The sequence below is a fragment of the Occultella gossypii genome (genome assembly GCF_019947135.1).
GTDB classification, from domain to species: Bacteria; Actinomycetota; Actinomycetes; order Actinomycetales; family Beutenbergiaceae; genus Occultella; species Occultella gossypii.
Window position 1 is genome coordinate 182,073 of record NZ_JAGSHT010000003.1, and the last position, 16,283, is coordinate 198,355.

Genomic DNA, 16,283 nt, shown 5'->3' on the forward strand with positions numbered 1-16,283 from the left:
ATTCCCGCCGTCGGGGGGCGCGTACTCAGGCCAGGCGGAGCTGGTCTCGAAGCCAACGAGACTCCGCTTCGATCTCGGCGACGAGTCCACGCTCCAGGAACGAGTCGTACGGATGGATCCCGGCGCGGCCCCAGGTCAGCATGCGGTCGCGATCGCAGGCTTGCAGGTCGAGCAGCGTCGCGGCAAGGTCGGCGGCGGACACCCCGGCGTGGTCGGCGATGAGTTCCAGCCGGGCCAGATGGTCCGGCTCCTCGGCGAAACCGCACGTGCGCCAGCCCTTCGGCTCGGGACGCAGTGGGACGGCGAACCAGGCCAGTTGGGCGAAGTCCCACAGTTCCGGGGCCGGTTCGAGGAAGTCCCAGTCGATCAGGCCGACAAGGCGGTCCCCGTCCCACAGGGTGTTCCACGGACCGAGGTCTCCGTGGCGCAGGACCCGGCGTCCGTCCCGGGGAACCCCGCCGGAGCGCCACACGGCGTCGGGTGGCGCTTCAAAGCTCGCCAACGCCACGGCGAGATCGGCGACCATCTCGGCCAACTGGCGCAGCCCGTCGCCAGTGCGCAACACCTCCGGCCACGGCCGATCCGCCGGCGTGCCCGGCAGGAAGGACAGCACTTCGCGACCTTGATCATCGAGTCCCAGCGCGCGGGGAGCGCGGTCGAACCCGACGCGTTCCAGATGCTCGAGCACGGCATGGACCGCCGGTGTCCACGGTCCCGCGGTGCGCCGCACGGTGTCGCCGACCCGCACCACCGTGTTGACCATGCCGCCGGTGAGCGGCTGCTCCGGCTCTGCTGACTCCCTGACCATGGCACCGTCTCCGTCGAGTATGGCCTGCATGACTGCACCAATACTTCCGTGTCAGACGCTCGCGCGAGTGCCATAGCGCGCCACGATCGTCCGCGCGGCTTCGTCGACCACGCGCAGTGTCTCCTCCTCGGTGAGCGACCAGTTGCCATGGACCAGGCGCGGCCAGAAGACGACGGTGGCGATCATGCCCAGAAACTGTGGCGCCGCAACGTCCGGATCAGCCACGTCGGCGGTTCCCGCATCGGTCTCCGCCCGCAAGTAGCGCCGCAGTGCCGCGAGGAGCGGCAGGGTGCCGAAGTCGAAGGTCCGCTCGCGCAGGTCCGGGAACCGCGGGGCCTCGGCGATCAGGGTCCGGATCAGGTCCGCCATCCCAGGGCGGGACAGCAACTGCGTGTACGCCAGGCCCAGGACAACCAGACCCGCATGGAAGTCTCCGGCGGGCGGGTCCGCCAACTCGCTGTCCGGCGCCGCACCCGCCGCGAGCACCGTTGCCTCGAAGAGTTGGGCCTTCGTCGGGAACTGCTTGAACAGCGTCGCCTTGGAGACCCCGGCCCTCTCGGCCACGCGCGCCAGCGCGGTCCGGTCGTAACCGAGCTCGAGGAACAGACCTGCCGCCGCGTCGAGGATCGCGACACGGTTGGATGCCGCGACCTGTCGGTGGTAGGCGGAGAGTTCACGGGGCATGCGCCCAGTATGCCAGGGAGGTGAGTTGCTTGACTCACCTCTGGGCGGCCGCGTAGATTCGCGTGTGGTGAGGCGATGGACTCACCACACGCCGAAGGAGTCGACATGGCCAAGCTCATCTACTCGATGATCACCTCACTCGACGGCTACGCCGAGGCCGCCGACGGCACCCTCGGCACCGGTGCCGAGGACGAGGAGGTGCACACCTTCATCGGCGACACATTCCGCAACGTGGGCACGTTCCTCTACGGCCGGCGGATGTACGAGACGATGGTCTTCTGGGAGACCGCGCACGCCCTGCCCGATGCGCCGCCACACATCCTCCAGTACGCCCGCGACTGGCAGTCAGCGCAGAAGATCGTCTACTCCAGGACCCTGGGGTCGGTGTCCAGCGCGAAGACCACGATCGAGCGGACCTTCGATCCCGACGCGGTGCGCAGGCTCAAGGCCGAATCCGATCACGACCTCAGCGTCGACGGCCCGAAGCTCGCGGCCCAGGCGATCGCGGCCGGCCTCGTTGACGAGTACCACCTGTTCATCACCACGAGCGTGGTCGGCGGCGGCAAGCGGTTCTTCCCCGACGGCGTGCGCCTCGACCTCGACCTGGTGTCGGAGCGTGCCTTCGCCAGCGGACTGATCTACGCGCACTACCGGACTCGCTGATCCGCCCCTGACGTCGACGGCGAGCCTGATGCGCCACTACTTGCAGTAATTGTTGCAATCACGCATAGTGGAGACATGCCTGATCCCAGCGAGAGCGAAGCAGAGTTCGTCGAGGACGTCGCTCGGTTCTTCACGGACGAAGGTCTTCCGGCCGTCGCGGGACGCGTCATCGGCTGGCTCCTGATCTGTGATCCGCCGGAGCAGACGGCGGCGCAGCTGGCCGGCGCCCTGGACGCGAGCCGCAGTTCGATCGGCAACGCCACGCGGATGCTGACCCCGAGCGGACTCATCGAAGGTCGACGCCGCCGCGGCGAACGCCAGGAGTACTTCCGGATCGCGCCGGACGGGTGGAGCCGCATGCTCGCGGCGCGCTATGCCAAGGCGACGGCGTTCCGTGACGTCATCGTCCGCGGTCTCGATGCACTGGCGGACGCGCCGGCCGACCGTCGCGAGCGCCTCGAGCACGTGGACGAGCTGTACGAGTTCCTCCAGGCCGAGCTTCCGGGCCTGTGGGAACGGTGGGAGACCCGGGACCGGCCCGGCCGGGCGCAGGGTCGACCATGACCGGTAGCGCCGTCGTCGAGTTGCCCGAGGGCAGGATCCACTACCGGGTGCTGGGCGAGTCCGGCCCTGCGGTGGTCCTCCTGCACGGCGGCGGCATCGACAACGGGGACTGGACGTGGCGGTGGCTCGCCCCCGAGCTCGCCACTGATCACCGCGTGTATGTCCCCGACCAACCCAAACACGGCCAGAGCTGGCCGTGGCGCGCCCGGGCGGACCAGCGTGGCCAGGAGGACATGCTCGCCAGGATGCTCGACCACTGGCAGCTCGACTCCGCGACGCTGATCGGCCTCTCGCTCGGGTCGGCCACCGCACTGGGCTACGCACTGCGTTCCCCGGACCGGGTCGAGCGGCTCGTCCTGACCTCCAGCGGCGGACTACAGGATCGCGTGCAGATGCACGAGATCGCCTGGCTCTCGCTGCGGACGCCGATCTCCTGGGCGATCGGCCGGAGCATGACCGCTGAGGCCATGCGCGGCTGGGTCCGGACGAAGGTCGCGTTCGCCGACTACGTGCCGGCGGCCGACATCGAGGCACTCGCCGACCTGGCCGCCGAGGAACTGCTCAACAAGCGGGCGCACGGTGGCCACATGTTCTGCGACTGGAACCGGTTCGAGATCGCGCCACGCCACCAGCGCGCCGACTTCCTGAGCCGGGTTCCCGAACTCTCCCAACCGGTGCTCTTCGTGCACGGCAGGAACGACTCCGCGGTGCCGCTGCGCTATCCCCGCCAGGCGGCCGCCGTCGCCCAGCAGGGGCAGCTCGCAGTGATCGAGGATGCTGGCCACCTCGTCCCGGTCGAGCGACCGCGCGAGTACGTGGCCGCGGTCCGGGCATTCCTGGCCGAGACCGCGTCGACCTGAGCGCCGGCGCGGATCACGCCAGGATGAGTTCCAGGGTGTCCGGGCCGGTGCGTCCGGTGCGGGGGAGCAGGCTCGCGTCGCGCAAGACGGTCGGGATCAGTTCCTGCGCGGCAGCCAGTACCTGAGCCGAGGTGCGCGGCGGGGCACCGGGACGGGTGAGCAGGTGGTGGGTCAGCACGCCGCGGGTGTGCTTGGCGAAGTGGGAGACCACGGTGGGCTTGCCGTCACGGATCTGCACCACCCGAACCGTGAGCCACGGCAGGCCCGACGGCGGACGCCACGTGGGCAGGTAACTGGAGGATCGGGCGTCGATCACCACGCCCCAGTCCTCTGCGAGGGTCTGCTTCAGCGCGGGTGCCCAGTACTGGGTCAGCTCGCCGACGCCGGGCAGCTTCGCGCAGATGGAGGTCCGGTAGGCGGGGATCCGGTCCGTCGGGGCGAGCACGCCCCACAGACCGGACACGATCCGTACGGAACTGTTCGCCCGCCGTCGGGCGGTCCCGGTGAGGGTGTCCAGACCGGCGGCCGCGTACAGGACCCCGGTGTAGACCTTCGACGCGGGCGCCGCCGGCGCCGAGCGCAGGGTCGTGTTGTGCTCGATCTCGGCCGTCAGGGTCGGCGGGATGTCGAGGACCCGGGCCGCGTCCGGGCGGGCGCTGGCGTCGATCACCAGGTCGAGCAGGCGCTCGCGGTGCTCGGACAGCTCGGGATGGCTGAGTTTCTCCAGGTTCACAGGGGCACCGCGCCTCGGGCCGGTCTTGCCCTCGGACGGGGGAAGCAGGATGAGCACGCACCAAGGGTAGGCGCGCGGGCGGCTAGACTCGGACACGGATGAGTCGGCCAGGCGGTCGCGTCACGGAGTGATCCGTGCCGAGGAACGTCCGGGCTCCACAGGGCAGGGTGGTGGGTAACGCCCACCCGGGGTGACCCGCGGGACAGTGCCACAGAAAGTAGACCGCCGCACCGGTTCGCCGGCGCGGTAAGGGTGAAACGGTGGTGTAAGAGACCACCAGCGCATCGGGTGACCGAAGCGGCTAGGTAAACCCCACCCGGAGCAAGACCAGACAGGAAGCGTTCGAGGGCTGCTCGCCCGAGCTTCCGGGTAGGTCGCTGGAGGCGTGCGGCAACGTACGTCGTAGATGGATGGCCGCCCCCGGATCGCACGCGGTCCGGGACAGAACCCGGCGTATCGGCCGGCTCATCCACTCCCGGGAGTCTTGCCGGATGAGGCCACGCTCGGCCCCGACGCGCTTTTCCTGAGTGAGTGCACCCCACCGGTCGGGCGCCTCGACGAGGAGATGGCCAAGGCCCACCCGCGCGGGTTAGACTAAGGTGAACTAAGGCTCCGTGGAGGCGTCGATGAGGACCGTCAGCATGCATGAGGCGAAGACTCACCTGTCCCGGCTCATCAAAGAGGAGTTCATCGTCACCAACAACGGCCGACCGGTGGCGCGGGTCGTTCCGCTGGGGCAGTACGGGGCGAGCCGGTTCGGTTTCCTCCCAGCGGAGGTGATTGAGGGCACCCGAATCCCGGAGGACTTCGACACCATGGCGGCTACGGAGATCGCCGAACTGTTCGGAGTCGATGGGTGAGCGGTTACCTGCTCGACACGCATCTCCTGCTCTGGGCAGGGGTCGGATCGGATCGGCTCCCGCGAACCACTCGGGCCCTGCTTGAGGACCCCGCCGCAGACGTGCGCTTCAGTGTGGTCAGCCTCTGGGAGTTGGTGATCAAGCTCCAGCTCGGACGCACAGACTTCCAGATCGACCCCGACGCACTGCGAGCGCACGCGCGTCTCGCTGGACTGGTCGAGGTGGCGATCGAGGGTGAGCACGTGCTGGGTGTGGGCCGCCTGCCGCCTCTGCACCGGGACCCATTCGATCGGCTCCTGGTCGCTCAGGCCAGGCAGGAGGAAGCGACACTCCTGACCGTCGATGAGCAGGTGCTCGCTTACGGCGCGGGCGTCGAGCGGGCCTGACGGGTGCCGTGAGCCACGGCGTCGCGACACGCCATAACGGACGCGACACGCCGGAGCGTGTGAAAACTCCCTGGCAAACGGAAGAACCCACCCGTAGCCTTCGTTGCACAGAGCAGCACCCACCTGCCAAGGAGCATCATGTCTGCGCGCATCACCACGACCACGAGGGCCATCGCCTTCGACGTCGTCGTGCTGCCCGGACTCGGCTCGGCGAATGCGGCGGCGGCGGAACACCCGCGACCGACCCGATCCATGCGGGCCGAGCAGAAGCAGCCTGATTCCGAGCCCAAGGGCCACCACTACCTGTGGCCCAGCCCCGTGGGGACAGCGAGCCCGGCTCGCGCCACCTGATGAGGACGCCGGTCCACCCGAGCAGCGGATAGCCGCGGCAGGGTCGGGCCAGGGGTCCGAACCTCCACGGGGTCACCAGTCAGGTGGCCCCGTTTCCGTTGTGCGGCCAGACGACCAGCGGGTCGCCGCGCACGGGGCGCGAACGAACGGGCCCATCCGCGGGTGGAGCCCTCGAGCCCTCAGGGGCACCTTGAAACCTCAACAGTGGACAGCAACACCGGGCGGGGCACCATCCCCGCCCGAGTTCGGGCGACCCCGCACCGACGTCGACACCCAGCGGCCAGACCGCCGCCGGGTGGAGCCGGCAGGGCGAACGGGGTGCCCGAGGTCGCGAGCGTCGTCCAGTGGCCCAGGACCACTGCCTTCCAAGCAGTCGACGCCGGTTCGAATCCGGCCGCTCGCTCTCAGTTCAACCACGGTCCCGGAGCCCATCCGGCACTCGCCCTCGTAGCTCAAAGGACAGAGCACCTGACTACGAATCAGGAGGTTGCAGGTTCGAGTCCTGCCGAAGGCACCAACCGTGCCGGTCGCGCACGGTGAGCACCTCCGGGTGCAGCGACCACCTCGGCCTCCTGGCGGAACTGGTAGACGCGCACGGCTCAGAGCCGCGTTCCCGATGGGTGTGAGGGTTCGAATCCCTCGGAGGCCACGACGGCGGACCGCACCGGTCCGCGATCCGCAGGACCCTGTGACTCAGTGGGTCAGAGCGTCCGCCGCTCGAGCGGGGCCGCCGGGTCGCAGACGTTCAGGAATGCCTCAGGCACCGGGACGCGACCGGACGCGCCGCGAGACGTTCCGCACCGATGGGTTCCCCGCACACCTCGCAGATCCCGTAGTCGCCGGCGGCGAGGCGTGCCAGGGCTGCATCGGTATCGGCGATCCGTGCTCGCGCGCTGACTGCCAGCGCCTCCAGCAGCGCACGTTCGTAGGCGATGGTCGAGCCTTCGGGGTCGTGCTCGTCGTCGATGTTGGCACCCTGGGACGCCTGCACGACGTCGTCGCGGTTGACGCCGAGGTCTGCCAGCCGCGCGAGTGCTTCCTCGCGCAGCGCGAGCAGCACCTCTCGCGCGGTGTCCTCATCCATCCCCGAAGTCGACCACGCCTGAGCGCGGCACACAACGCCGGCGGCTCCGAGGTGTCCGTCACCGTCACGATTCGTACCCCACCAGACCTCCCGGAAGGAGGCCAGCATGAACACCCCGTACCCCGTTCCGCTCAGCGGTGCCAAGGCGTCCACCCTCATGTGGGCACACGAGCACGAGGTGGAGGCGCAAGCCCTCCAGCAGCTCCGAAACATCGCCGCCCTGCCCTGGGTCGCCGGCGTGCGCGTGATGCCGGACGTCCACCTCGGCAAGGGCGCGACCGTCGGGTCGGTCATCGCCATGCGGGACGCGGTCTCACCGAACGCCGTGGGCGTGGACATCGGCTGCGGGATGATCGGCGTCAAGACGTCGCTGACCGCCTCCGACCTGCCGGACGACCTGTCCGGCCTGCGCGCCGCGATCGAGGCGACCATCCCGGTCGGGTTCCACTCCCACGACGAGCAGGTGGACCTGCGCCGGATCCGGCCGATCACGGGCACCGGGGGAGCGGACCGGCTGCGCGGCGAGGGTGCGTTCTGGGACCGCTTCGGCGGGCTCCACGACGGCGTCCAGAAGCTTGAGGGCCGGGCGCGCAAGCAGCTCGGCACGCTCGGCGGCGGGAACCACTTCCTCGAGCTGTGCGTCGACACCGAGGGCGCCGTCTGGCTGCAGCTGCACTCCGGATCCCGGAACATCGGCAAGGAGCTGGCCGAGCGTCACGTCGCGATCGCCAAGGACCTGGATCACAACCAGGGCCTGGCGGACCGTGACCTCGCCGTGTTCCTCATGGGCACCCCGCAGATGGATGCCTACCTGCGCGACCTGCACTGGGCCCAGGAGTACGCGGCCCGATCCCGGGCGGTGATGATGACCCTCATGGTCGACGTCGTGCGCACGCACTACGCCGACCGGGACATCAGTTTCACCGAAGTGGCCAACGTGCACCACAACTACGTGGCGCACGAGCAGATCGACGGCGAGGACCTGGTCGTGACCCGCAAGGGAGCGATCCGGGCCGGAACCGGTGAGCTGGGCCTGATCCCGGGATCGATGGGCACCGGGTCCTACATCGTGCGCGGCCTGGGCAACCCGGAGTCGTTCTACTCCGCATCCCACGGGGCAGGACGACGCATGTCCCGGAACCAGGCGAGGAAGACGTTCACCGTCGGCGATCTGGCTGCCCAGACCGCCGGCGTCGAGTGCCGCAAGGACGCCGGTGTGGTCGACGAGATCCCCGGCGCCTACAAGGACCTCGAGTCCGTGATCGCGGCGCAGTCAGACCTGGTGGAGGTGGTTGCCCGCCTGCGCACGGTCCTGTGCGTGAAGGGCTGATCGCCCTCGGAAGACCCGGCCGGCGAGCGTGCGCTCGTGGGCCGGGCCGCAACCCCGCATCAACCAACCATGCTCGAGAAGGGAGCACATGATGTCGAACACCAACATGACCCGAGAGATCGCAGTGGCCGTGCTACCTGGCCAGCTCGCCACGACGAACTCGGCCCGCCTGCTCGTCGCGGCCACGCTGCGCCGAGCCGGGGCGCGGCGCCCGGACACCCTCGTCCTGCACGGGGGACCGGCGTCGAACGCCACGCCGGCCGCCGTCTCGGCGCTGGTGGCCTCCGCCGGCAGCGCCGGGGTGACCCGGCTGGTCGCAGTGAACGTCACGGACCGGCTCGACCGGACCCTTGGCGCGATCACCCGGGATGCCGACCTCGCCTACGAGCGGCGCGAGGTGTCCGAGGACGCCCTGCTCCGCGCGTGAGCTCGGAGTTGCTGTCCACTGCTGAGCCACGTCCGCCGCGACCCTAGGACTTGGGCAGGACGGCTGCCGCGATGACCACGTTGTTGACGATCACCGCGGTGACGGTGCGGGCCACGGCCTCGGCGGCCGCTTCGGCTCCCCAGTTGCCCTGCTCGAGCTCCTTGGCCCTGGTGATGACGGGCGAAGTCCAGGGGATCTCCCGGTGGAACTGCGGCAGCGTCCCGCTGCCCGAGATCAGTGCGGCGAGCGCGGCGACCCGCGGCTGCGGGTCCACGCCGTCGACGAGGAGCGCTCGCACCTCGGCGAGGAGGCTGGCCCGGCGCTCGCCGCCGCTGCCCTCGAGGACCCTCGTGTCGAACAGGCCTAGGGTCCTGCGGGTGCCTCGCTGGATGTCGCCGCGCTCGATGAGGCGGTCCAACAGCGGTTCGCGCAGTCCAGGCCCGACCGCCGCGAGGACCGTCTGGATGCCGCGGGGCTTCTCGGCGACGTAGTCCCAGACCGAGCGCAGGATCTCGTCGGCGGGCGGGTTGTCCTCGACCGCTTCCACGAGGGTGCCCCCGAACCTGCCGCCGGCGGTGCGCACGTGCTCGCCGAGGCCGAGCTCGGCGAGCACCGCGCCGGCGAGGATGTAGAACAGGGTGTTCTCGCCGGCGATGGTGCCGGTGCGCTGGAAGCCGGAGTTCGGCTGGAACAGCAGGAGCAGGAGGTCCTCGGCCAGGCTGGGTCGCGCGGTGGTCACATGATCACCGTGTTCAGGCCGACCCAGATGAGCGTGGTGGTCAGGGCGGTCCAACCGACGATCGCCACGGCCTGCCAGAGCAGGACCCAGCCGCGCGGTGCGCCCGAGGCGATGAACATGGCTGCGGTGAAGTGCGACGGGATCGCGACCGGGGCGAGCAGGCTTGCCCCGGGGACGCCGAACCGGACCAGCCACCTCTGGACGCGTTGGCGCCCCTTCGACTCCGGCTCGGGCTTCTCGAGGGTCTGCACCCCACCACCCGAGCGGCTGGCGAGGACCGCCGTGCGCGCCCGCGAACTGACGAACACGACGGCGGTGACGGCCAGGAAGTTCCCGGTGGCCGCGGCGACCCCGGCCACGATCGGGTTGATGCCGCCCAGCACGCCGATGATGCCACCGGCGTCACCCTCGATGAAGGGGATCATGCCGCCGAGCAGGACGATGAACGGTTGGAGGAACTCCGGGACCTGGGCGACCAGTTCCTGGAAGGTGCGGATCAGGTCCGCGATGGGATTCACGGTAGGACTCCTTGTCAGCGATTCCGAGCCCGATCTGGGCCAGGACCGCCAGTAGAGTCCGTGTTCTAGGAACAGGGTCAAGCCGGTGTGACGAGACTCTCAGTCCGCGTCCCGGCCCGAGTCCCGCTCGGCGCTCAGCAGCTCCTGCGCGAGGACGCCCGCGCGCCCGAGGACGTCGCGCTGCGCCGGGTTGTAGAGCTCGACGATCGCCTCGATGAAGGTCTGCTGCGTGACCCGCGTGCTCTTCGACAGGTGGCTCACCGGATCGTTCAGCCAGGGGTAGTCCCGCAGGTTCTGCGCGAGGGTCTGTGCGAGCGAGGTCGCAAGTCGTTGCCGGGTCGCCTCGTCCGCGTCCGCGGGCAGCGAGTTGATCTCGTCGCCGAGATCCTCGGGGTCTACCTCGACCATGCGGCGCAGGTCCGCCATCGCGCCCTCGTCGAAGAGCTTGCGGTAGATGTGCAGGATCGAGCTGTCGGCCTCGGACAGGCGCGCGGCGACGGACTCGAAACCCGGCGGGACGTCGGCCGGTGCCTGGTCGCGCAGGATGGCCGCGATGTCCGCCCGGGCCTGATGCAGCCGTTCGATCTGCACCGCGAGCTGCGCGTCGACCTCGCGCAGCGCCTCCGGGGTGGCATCGCCGGCCGCCTCGACCTCACCGATCTGCGACAGCGGCACGCCGAGCTCGGTCAGCCGCCGGATCCGCAGCAGGCGGACGAGGTCGGCCACCGTGTACTGCTTGTAGCCGTTGTAGCCACGCTCGGGCACATCGATCAGGCCGAGCCGGTGGTAGTGCCGCACCGTGTTCACGGTCGTGCCCGCGAGGTCGGCGAGTTCACGCGTACTCCAGGCCATGGCGTGCTCCTAGGTGCGATGTGGGGTTGGGTCGGACTCCAGGGCGCGCTCCTGGGTCCCCCGCGGCGTCGAAGTCCCCGGGCCGAGCGGTCGCCGCGCCCCCGGACGCGCTCATGCTCCGAACCTACCCCGGAGCGGAGGTCGGCTGCAGGGCCAGGGTCGGGCCCACCGTGACCACGCTGAGCGAGCGGCGCACCGCCCCACACGAGGTCCGCGTCACGCGGGTGGCGATCGCGACCGGCGCCTCGGCGGAGCGCGCCACCGAACTCGTGGCACACGAGGACCTGCTCCGTGCCGACATCTCCCGCCGGCTCTACGACTGAGATCCCAACAACGAGGAGTACTACGACCTCGTCATCAACACCGGCACGTTCACCTACGAGCATGTTGTGGACCTGATCATCGAGGCCTACCGGCACAAGTACCCGGTGTGACCGAGCCTCCGCGGGAAGGCACCGGGGGAGGGTGTCCGGCGTCACCCCGAGTGAGCGGGGATCCGACGGACGCACGGGACCATCCGCGTTAGCGTGCGAGAACGACGTTCCGACCAGCTGAAGAGGCCCACGACGATGATCGACTTCGCCAACGCGACCTACGCCAAACTCTCCCCGTGGGCCAACGGGGACGCCGCCTCAGAACTCAGCGGCATTCTCCTGAAGGACGAGCAGATCTACCTCGCGTTCAAGGGAATCCGCGACTCGGTGACCTTCACGAGCAAGCGTCTGGTCGCGTTGAACGTGCAGGGCATCACGGGCAAGAAGAAGGACTACACGTCGCTGCCGTACAGCAAGATCCAAGCGTTCTCGGTCGAGACTGCCGGCACCCTGGACCTCGACTCCGAACTTGAGCTCTGGTTCAGTGGCCTCGGCCGCGTGAAGCTCGAGTTCGCTCGCGGCGTGGACATCCGGAGCATCGGGCAGTTGATCGGCGATCACGTCCTCTGAGGGCCTCACACCCGGCGCTTCCGCGGAAGCGCAGAGTCCCCTCGCGTCCGCACACTGGCTGAGTCAGAGGTTCTCAGGTGAGTCAGAGGTCCGCAGAGTTCTAACTCACCCGCACCCCTCTGTCTCGCCACGCTTCCGCGGAAGCGTGCCGCTCTACTCGGACAGGAACGCCTCGAGGGCCGCGAGATCATCGGTGTTGATGTGATCCACTCCGGCGGCCACCAGTTCGGCCCAGACGGCGTCGCGCTCGGGACCCGCCACGTCAGGCGTGGCCCAGAACCGGACCCGGTAGCCGGCCGCGTGCGCGGTCTCGACGTAGGCGTGCAACTCGGCCCGTTCGTCCACCGGCATCTCGCCGACGCCGTTCCAGGAGAACAGCTGGGTCCAGTTGTGGCTGACCAACGCCATCAGGGCGGGCGACAGGCCCGACGTGAGGTCGCTCGCCCGGCCGTCGTAGAAGCTGAACCGGTGCTCGGCCGCCGCCATCGTCGCCAGCGGCCGGTTCCCACTGATCACCGCGGTGACCGGGCCGGGCAGGACCCGGCCGCGGACGTAACGGGTCACGAGCTGCCGGTGCTCGGCGAGCTCGGCCTCGATGGCGGCCCAGGTGGACTCCGACTCGGACTTGATGTCGATCAGCAGCTGCAGGCTGCCGTCCCAACCCGGGTAGACCGACCGGCCCTGTCCGCCGCGGAACAGGTCGGTGAGCGGGTCGAGGTAGAGGCTCGCCAGCGTGCGCTCCTCGTCGACGTCCGCCAGGTCGTGGGCGACGAGCAGCTCGCCGTCGACCAGCCAGACGTCCGCCTCGACGCTGGTGAAGCCGTGGGAGAGCGCGTCGAGCAGCGGGCGCTCGTGCTCGTAGTCGTTGTGTGCGTGGGCGGCGTCGAGCGGGTCGCCCAGGTCCACCGGCGCGGGCGGCGCAGCGCTGGCGGCGGTGCCGGCGCCGATGAGGCTGATCGTTGCGAGCAGTGCTGTGACGGTGGTGCGCTTCACGGTTCCTCCAGGGTGGGTGGGCACCAGCCAACGGCGATGGAGCGTCGCGGGCAACCGGAGCCGGGCGTATAGCGCGTCAACGGCCGGTGAACGTGCCCCACGGGTTCATTTGATAGATTCATCAAGTCGTCATCCCGTTCCCGTTCAAAGGTTGGCCGTGCCCACCACCACGCAGACCCCCATCTACGTCGCCAAGTCGGACCTGTTCAAGGCCCTCGCGCACCCCGTGCGGATCAGGGTCCTGGAGCTCCTGGTCGAGGGGGACAAGCAGGTCAGCGAGCTCCTCGCCGAGCTCGAGATCGAGGCCTCGCACCTGTCCCAGCACCTCGGCGTGCTGCGGCGCAAGGGCGTGGTGAGTGCGACCCGCGCGGGCAATGCCGTCCACTACACGCTCGCCACGCCCGTGGTCGCGGACCTGCTCCTGGCGGCGCGCACCTTCCTGGTGCAGACGCTCGCACCCAGCCGTGACCTGCTCGATGACCTCGAGACCGAGGGACGGGAGTGAGCCACTCACCGACCATGACGGTGAAGGGGATGGCGGGCTGGCTCGGCCACCTGATGATCCCGCGCCGCTCCGACTACGCCGGGCTGCGCACGAGCTGGCGCCGGGACCTGCTCGCCGGTGTCACCGTCGGGATCGTCGCCCTGCCGCTGGCACTCGGCTTCGGCGTCGCCTCCGGCGTCGGCGCCGGCGCGGGCCTGGTGACGGCGATCGTGGCCGGTGCGGTCGCGGCCATCTTCGGTGGGTCGCACCTGCAGGTGTCCGGGCCCACCGGCGCGATGACGGTGGTGCTGGTGCCGGTCGTGGCCCGGTTCGGAGCCGACGCGGTGGGCCTGATCGCGGTGATGGCCGGCGTGATCATCGTCATCATGGGCGTGCTCGGGATGGGGCGCCTGGTGTCCCTGATCCCGTGGCCGGTGGTCGAGGGGTTCACGATCGGGATCGGTATCGTGATCGCGCTGCAGCAGGTGCCGCTCGCCCTGGACCTGCCCAAGCCCGACGGCGAGAACTCGCTTCTCGTCGCGATCGACGCTCTGCGTGTGGTCGACTGGGCGGCCGCGGCGCAGCCGCTCGCCCTTGTCGCCCTGGTGATCGCGATCATGGTCGTCACGACCCGGCTGCGCCGGAACCTGCCGGCATCGCTGATCGCCGTGGCCGCGGCAACCGTGGCCGCGCTCGTGTTCTCGATGGACGTGGACCGGATCGGCGCACTGCCGACCATCTTCGCGGCACCCTCGCTGCCGGCCGTGGAACTGGCGGACATGCGCACCCTGCTCTCGGCCGCGCTCGCAGTCGCCGCCCTCGGTGCCCTGGAGAGCCTGCTCTCGGCACGGGTCGCGGACGGCATGGCCGATGACATCGGCCGCACCGAGAGCAGCCGGGAACTCGTGGGGCAGGGGCTGGCGAACGTCGCGTCCGGGCTGCTCGGCGGAATGCCCGCCACCGGCGCCATCGCCCGGACGGCCGTGGCCGTGCGGGCCGGCGCCCGCACCCGGGTCTCCGCCCTGACCCACGCGGCACTGCTCGCGGTCGTCGTGCTCGTGGCCGCGCCGCTGGTGGCGCACATCCCGCTCAGCGCCCTCGCCGGGGTGCTCATCGTCACCGCCGCCCGGATGGTGAACATCCGCACCGCCCGGTCCATCCTGCGCAGCACCCGGCGTGACGGCGTCGCCCTGCTGGTCACCGTGGTGGTGACGGTCGCGTTCGACCTGATCCTCGCCGTCGAGGTCGGCGTGGCGGTGGCGGCCCTGCTCGCGCTGCGCTCCGTGTCCAAGGTGAGCGGGCTGCGACGAGAGGAGGTGCCCGCGGAGATCGGCGCGGAGCAGGAACACGACCTCCTGCACGAGCACATCGCCGTCTACCGTTTCGACGGCGCACTGTTCTTCGGTGTCACCCGCCGGTTCCTCGACGAGCTCTCGGCCGCGGTGGACCTGCGGGTGATCATCCTGCGGCTGTCCAGCGTCCGGCTGATGGACGCCAGTGGCGCGAACGCCCTCGCCGAGTTCATCGTGGACAAGCAGGCGAACGGCGTCACCGTCCTGCTCAAGGGGATCCAACCGGACCAGCGACGCCTCCTGGAGTCCGTCGGCGTGTTCGACTCCCTCCGGACCCGTAAGCACGTCTTCACATCGATGCCCGAGGCGATCGAGCATGCCCGCTCGCACGTGCGCCGTGAGTTGGACGGGGAGCCACCGATGGTGCCCGAACGGCGCCACTAGGCCGTCGTTGCGATGGTGCGTTCGCCCCGGTCAGGCGGGATCGGTGAACGAGACCGGCGTGCCGGTGGCATGGGCGTAGGCGATCTCCCTGCTCGTGGACTCGCCGATATACCCGCCGGGGTTGACGACCAGCACCCGGTCGGCCAGGTCGATCTTGCGCAGGTGGAGGGCGTCCAGCGTGGCTTTCTGCTCGTCGGTGATCACCTCGTCCGCTTCGCCCGGCGCGACGACGATGACACCTGCGGAGGTCAGCTCACGGTTCGCCGCACGCATCTGCGCCACGAACCGGATGGAGCCGCAGATGCAGACGATCTCAGGTCGGTCGGGCACGCCTCAGTATGGAACACGAGCGGCGGCACCGTCGCAGGCGGGAGACGTGGCCCCAACGCGGCCCGATGGTTCCCTTCCGCGGGCAGCGCCGCTACGGTCGGGTCGTGCCGATCCGCCACGTAGTGTCCTGCCGATGAGCACACCCGAGGCTGCCGGGGCTCGGCCCGGGATGAGCCGCCGACCATGACCCGCGCGCACAGGATCCTCGTCGTGGAGGACAACGCCGACGTCAACGCACTGCTCGTCGAGACCCTCGTCGCCGAGGGGTACGAGGTATCGGGCGTGCACGACGGGCTCGCGGCCCGCCGTGCCCTCGCCGCGGGGGAGCAGGACCTGGTGATCCTGGACCTCATGCTGCCGTTCGTCGACGGATCGGTGCTCCTGGCGGAGATCCGCCGAGCCGGCGACGTACCCGTTCTGATCCTGAGCGCCAAGGACGCCGTCTTCACCAAGATCGACCTGCTCCGGCTCGGCGCCGACGACTACGTGACCAAGCCGTTCGACCTCGGAGAGGTCGCCGCCCGCGTGGCGGTGCTGCTGCGCCGTTCCGGCCCGGCCGGCCCGGCCGCGGTCCTGACCCACGGAGATCTGGACCTCGACCCCGCAACCGCCCGCGCCGCCGTCGCCGGCTGGCAGCTCGACCTCACTGCCACAGAGTTCCGCATCCTCCAACTGCTGCTCGAGGCGCCCGACCGGGTCCGGTCCCGCCCGGTCATCTACGAGGCGGTGTGGGGTGAGCCGTTCGTCGGTGATGACGCGGCCGTCAAGACGCACATGTCCAACCTCCGCACGAAACTCCGGGACGCGGCCCCCGAGACCGATCCGATCGAGACCGTCTGGGGCCTCGGCTACCGATTGCGGCCGATCCTCACACAATCCTGACCTTCTCGCCCGGCGTCCTGACCTTCGCTGAACCTCCGCTCCCTAGCGTGTGAGA

The 16,283-nt window shown here is 69.9% G+C and carries 22 protein-coding genes, 3 tRNA genes and 1 other RNA gene; 17 read left to right on the forward strand and 9 right to left on the reverse strand.

Annotation, left to right across the window (positions count from 1 at the left end; all coding sequences use genetic code 11):
• Nucleotides 1-25 precede the first annotated feature (25 nt).
• Together KCQ71_RS04155 and KCQ71_RS04160 are read right to left on the reverse strand one after the other, a co-directional pair.
• Nucleotides 26-838, reverse strand: coding sequence for a phosphotransferase (locus KCQ71_RS04155; RefSeq protein ID WP_223403126.1), 813 nt, complete (start codon nucleotides 836-838; stop codon nucleotides 26-28).
• Nucleotides 839-859: 21 nt separating this feature from the next.
• Nucleotides 860-1,492 carry a TetR/AcrR family transcriptional regulator gene (locus KCQ71_RS04160; protein WP_223403128.1) on the reverse strand — a complete coding sequence of 211 codons (633 nt, stop codon included), beginning with the start codon at nucleotides 1,490-1,492 and terminating at the stop codon, nucleotides 860-862.
• Between the two features lie 105 nt (nucleotides 1,493-1,597).
• Here KCQ71_RS04160 and KCQ71_RS04165 point away from each other — a divergent pair, with 105 nt between their 5' ends.
• The 3 genes from KCQ71_RS04165 to KCQ71_RS04175 all read left to right on the forward strand — a co-directional run bounded on the left by KCQ71_RS04165 (nucleotide 1,598) and on the right by KCQ71_RS04175 (nucleotide 3,579).
• On the forward strand, nucleotides 1,598-2,155 hold the full coding sequence (locus KCQ71_RS04165) for a dihydrofolate reductase family protein (protein ID WP_223403130.1): 558 nt from the start codon (nucleotides 1,598-1,600) through the stop codon (nucleotides 2,153-2,155).
• Between the two features lie 75 nt (nucleotides 2,156-2,230).
• The gene (locus tag KCQ71_RS04170; protein ID WP_223403132.1) at nucleotides 2,231-2,719 is read left to right on the forward strand and encodes a GbsR/MarR family transcriptional regulator; all 489 of its coding nucleotides are present in this window, start codon (nucleotides 2,231-2,233) and stop codon (nucleotides 2,717-2,719) included.
• Nucleotides 2,716-3,579, forward strand: a complete 864-nt coding sequence (locus KCQ71_RS04175; RefSeq protein WP_223403134.1) for an alpha/beta fold hydrolase — start codon at nucleotides 2,716-2,718, stop codon at nucleotides 3,577-3,579. The genes KCQ71_RS04170 and KCQ71_RS04175 overlap by 4 nt, the downstream gene beginning before the upstream one ends.
• A 13-nt stretch (nucleotides 3,580-3,592) precedes the next feature.
• On the opposite strand, the gene KCQ71_RS04180 is transcribed toward KCQ71_RS04175, so the two are convergent.
• Nucleotides 3,593-4,369, reverse strand: a complete 777-nt coding sequence (locus KCQ71_RS04180) for a YaaA family protein (RefSeq protein ID WP_223403135.1) — start codon at nucleotides 4,367-4,369, stop codon at nucleotides 3,593-3,595.
• Between the two features lie 42 nt (nucleotides 4,370-4,411).
• Here KCQ71_RS04180 and rnpB point away from each other — a divergent pair.
• The 7 genes from rnpB to KCQ71_RS04215 all read left to right on the forward strand — a co-directional run bounded on the left by rnpB (nucleotide 4,412) and on the right by KCQ71_RS04215 (nucleotide 6,558).
• An RNA gene (rnpB, locus tag KCQ71_RS04185) (RNase P RNA component class A) lies at nucleotides 4,412-4,784 on the forward strand.
• Nucleotides 4,785-4,938: 154 nt separating this feature from the next.
• The gene (locus tag KCQ71_RS04190) at nucleotides 4,939-5,172 is read left to right on the forward strand and encodes a type II toxin-antitoxin system Phd/YefM family antitoxin (protein ID WP_223403137.1); all 234 of its coding nucleotides are present in this window, start codon (nucleotides 4,939-4,941) and stop codon (nucleotides 5,170-5,172) included.
• Nucleotides 5,169-5,558: a type II toxin-antitoxin system VapC family toxin gene (locus KCQ71_RS04195; RefSeq protein ID WP_223403139.1), complete on the forward strand. Its 390-nt coding sequence runs from the start codon at nucleotides 5,169-5,171 to the stop codon at nucleotides 5,556-5,558. The genes KCQ71_RS04190 and KCQ71_RS04195 overlap by 4 nt, the downstream gene beginning before the upstream one ends.
• A gap of 138 nt (nucleotides 5,559-5,696) precedes the next feature.
• Nucleotides 5,697-5,909, forward strand: coding sequence for a hypothetical protein (locus KCQ71_RS04200; protein WP_223403141.1), 213 nt, complete (start codon nucleotides 5,697-5,699; stop codon nucleotides 5,907-5,909).
• Between the two features lie 330 nt (nucleotides 5,910-6,239).
• Nucleotides 6,240-6,312: transfer RNA gene (locus KCQ71_RS04205), tRNA-Gly, on the forward strand.
• Between the two features lie 38 nt (nucleotides 6,313-6,350).
• Nucleotides 6,351-6,426: transfer RNA gene (locus KCQ71_RS04210), tRNA-Arg, on the forward strand.
• A gap of 49 nt (nucleotides 6,427-6,475) precedes the next feature.
• A tRNA-Leu gene (locus KCQ71_RS04215) sits at nucleotides 6,476-6,558 on the forward strand.
• A 96-nt stretch (nucleotides 6,559-6,654) separates the two neighbouring features.
• On the opposite strand, the gene KCQ71_RS04220 is transcribed toward KCQ71_RS04215, so the two are convergent.
• Nucleotides 6,655-6,993 (reverse strand): TraR/DksA family transcriptional regulator, encoded by a 339-nt coding sequence (locus KCQ71_RS04220; RefSeq protein ID WP_223403143.1) that lies wholly within the window; start codon nucleotides 6,991-6,993, stop codon nucleotides 6,655-6,657.
• Between the two features lie 106 nt (nucleotides 6,994-7,099).
• On the opposite strand from KCQ71_RS04220, the gene KCQ71_RS04225 reads away from it, so the two are divergent.
• Both KCQ71_RS04225 and KCQ71_RS04230 read left to right on the forward strand, forming a co-directional pair.
• Nucleotides 7,100-8,323: an RtcB family protein gene (locus tag KCQ71_RS04225; protein ID WP_223403145.1), complete on the forward strand. Its 1,224-nt coding sequence runs from the start codon at nucleotides 7,100-7,102 to the stop codon at nucleotides 8,321-8,323.
• A gap of 88 nt (nucleotides 8,324-8,411) precedes the next feature.
• A complete protein-coding gene (locus KCQ71_RS04230; protein WP_223403147.1) occupies nucleotides 8,412-8,750 on the forward strand; it encodes a hypothetical protein in 339 nt (112 codons plus the stop codon).
• 43 nt (nucleotides 8,751-8,793) lie between these two features.
• Here KCQ71_RS04230 and KCQ71_RS04235 read toward each other — a convergent pair whose 3' ends face one another.
• From KCQ71_RS04235 to KCQ71_RS04245, 3 genes are all read right to left on the reverse strand, one after another.
• Nucleotides 8,794-9,489 carry a GOLPH3/VPS74 family protein gene (locus KCQ71_RS04235; RefSeq protein WP_223403149.1) on the reverse strand — a complete coding sequence of 232 codons (696 nt, stop codon included), beginning with the start codon at nucleotides 9,487-9,489 and terminating at the stop codon, nucleotides 8,794-8,796.
• Nucleotides 9,486-10,007: a small multidrug efflux protein gene (locus KCQ71_RS04240; RefSeq protein ID WP_223403151.1), complete on the reverse strand. Its 522-nt coding sequence runs from the start codon at nucleotides 10,005-10,007 to the stop codon at nucleotides 9,486-9,488. Before KCQ71_RS04240 ends, KCQ71_RS04235 begins: the two co-directional genes overlap by 4 nt.
• Before the next feature lie 99 nt (nucleotides 10,008-10,106).
• Nucleotides 10,107-10,859: a MerR family transcriptional regulator gene (locus KCQ71_RS04245; protein ID WP_223403153.1), complete on the reverse strand. Its 753-nt coding sequence runs from the start codon at nucleotides 10,857-10,859 to the stop codon at nucleotides 10,107-10,109.
• A gap of 170 nt (nucleotides 10,860-11,029) precedes the next feature.
• Between KCQ71_RS04245 and KCQ71_RS04250 the strand changes: the two genes are divergently transcribed.
• Nucleotides 11,030-11,182, forward strand: a complete 153-nt coding sequence (locus KCQ71_RS04250; RefSeq protein WP_223403155.1) for a hypothetical protein — start codon at nucleotides 11,030-11,032, stop codon at nucleotides 11,180-11,182.
• 204 nt (nucleotides 11,183-11,386) lie between these two features.
• Nucleotides 11,387-11,803 (forward strand): PH domain-containing protein, encoded by a 417-nt coding sequence (locus KCQ71_RS04255; RefSeq protein ID WP_223403157.1) that lies wholly within the window; start codon nucleotides 11,387-11,389, stop codon nucleotides 11,801-11,803.
• Between the two features lie 153 nt (nucleotides 11,804-11,956).
• On the opposite strand, the gene KCQ71_RS04260 is transcribed toward KCQ71_RS04255, so the two are convergent.
• The gene (locus KCQ71_RS04260; RefSeq protein WP_223403159.1) at nucleotides 11,957-12,796 is read right to left on the reverse strand and encodes a phosphatidylinositol-specific phospholipase C/glycerophosphodiester phosphodiesterase family protein; all 840 of its coding nucleotides are present in this window, start codon (nucleotides 12,794-12,796) and stop codon (nucleotides 11,957-11,959) included.
• Nucleotides 12,797-12,953: 157 nt separating this feature from the next.
• Here KCQ71_RS04260 and KCQ71_RS04265 point away from each other — a divergent pair, with 157 nt between their 5' ends.
• Both KCQ71_RS04265 and KCQ71_RS04270 read left to right on the forward strand, forming a co-directional pair.
• Nucleotides 12,954-13,301 (forward strand): ArsR/SmtB family transcription factor, encoded by a 348-nt coding sequence (locus KCQ71_RS04265; protein ID WP_223403161.1) that lies wholly within the window; start codon nucleotides 12,954-12,956, stop codon nucleotides 13,299-13,301.
• On the forward strand, nucleotides 13,298-15,016 hold the full coding sequence (locus KCQ71_RS04270) for a SulP family inorganic anion transporter (RefSeq protein WP_308116603.1): 1,719 nt from the start codon (nucleotides 13,298-13,300) through the stop codon (nucleotides 15,014-15,016). The genes KCQ71_RS04265 and KCQ71_RS04270 overlap by 4 nt, the downstream gene beginning before the upstream one ends.
• 30 nt (nucleotides 15,017-15,046) lie before the next feature.
• On the opposite strand, the gene KCQ71_RS04275 is transcribed toward KCQ71_RS04270, so the two are convergent.
• Complete coding sequence (locus tag KCQ71_RS04275) at nucleotides 15,047-15,346, reverse strand: hypothetical protein (protein ID WP_223403163.1); 300 nt, start codon at nucleotides 15,344-15,346, stop codon at nucleotides 15,047-15,049.
• Between the two features lie 183 nt (nucleotides 15,347-15,529).
• Here KCQ71_RS04275 and KCQ71_RS04280 point away from each other — a divergent pair, with 183 nt between their 5' ends.
• Nucleotides 15,530-16,228 carry a response regulator transcription factor gene (locus KCQ71_RS04280; protein WP_223403165.1) on the forward strand — a complete coding sequence of 233 codons (699 nt, stop codon included), beginning with the start codon at nucleotides 15,530-15,532 and terminating at the stop codon, nucleotides 16,226-16,228.
• The last annotated feature ends 55 nt before the right edge of the window (nucleotides 16,229-16,283 follow it).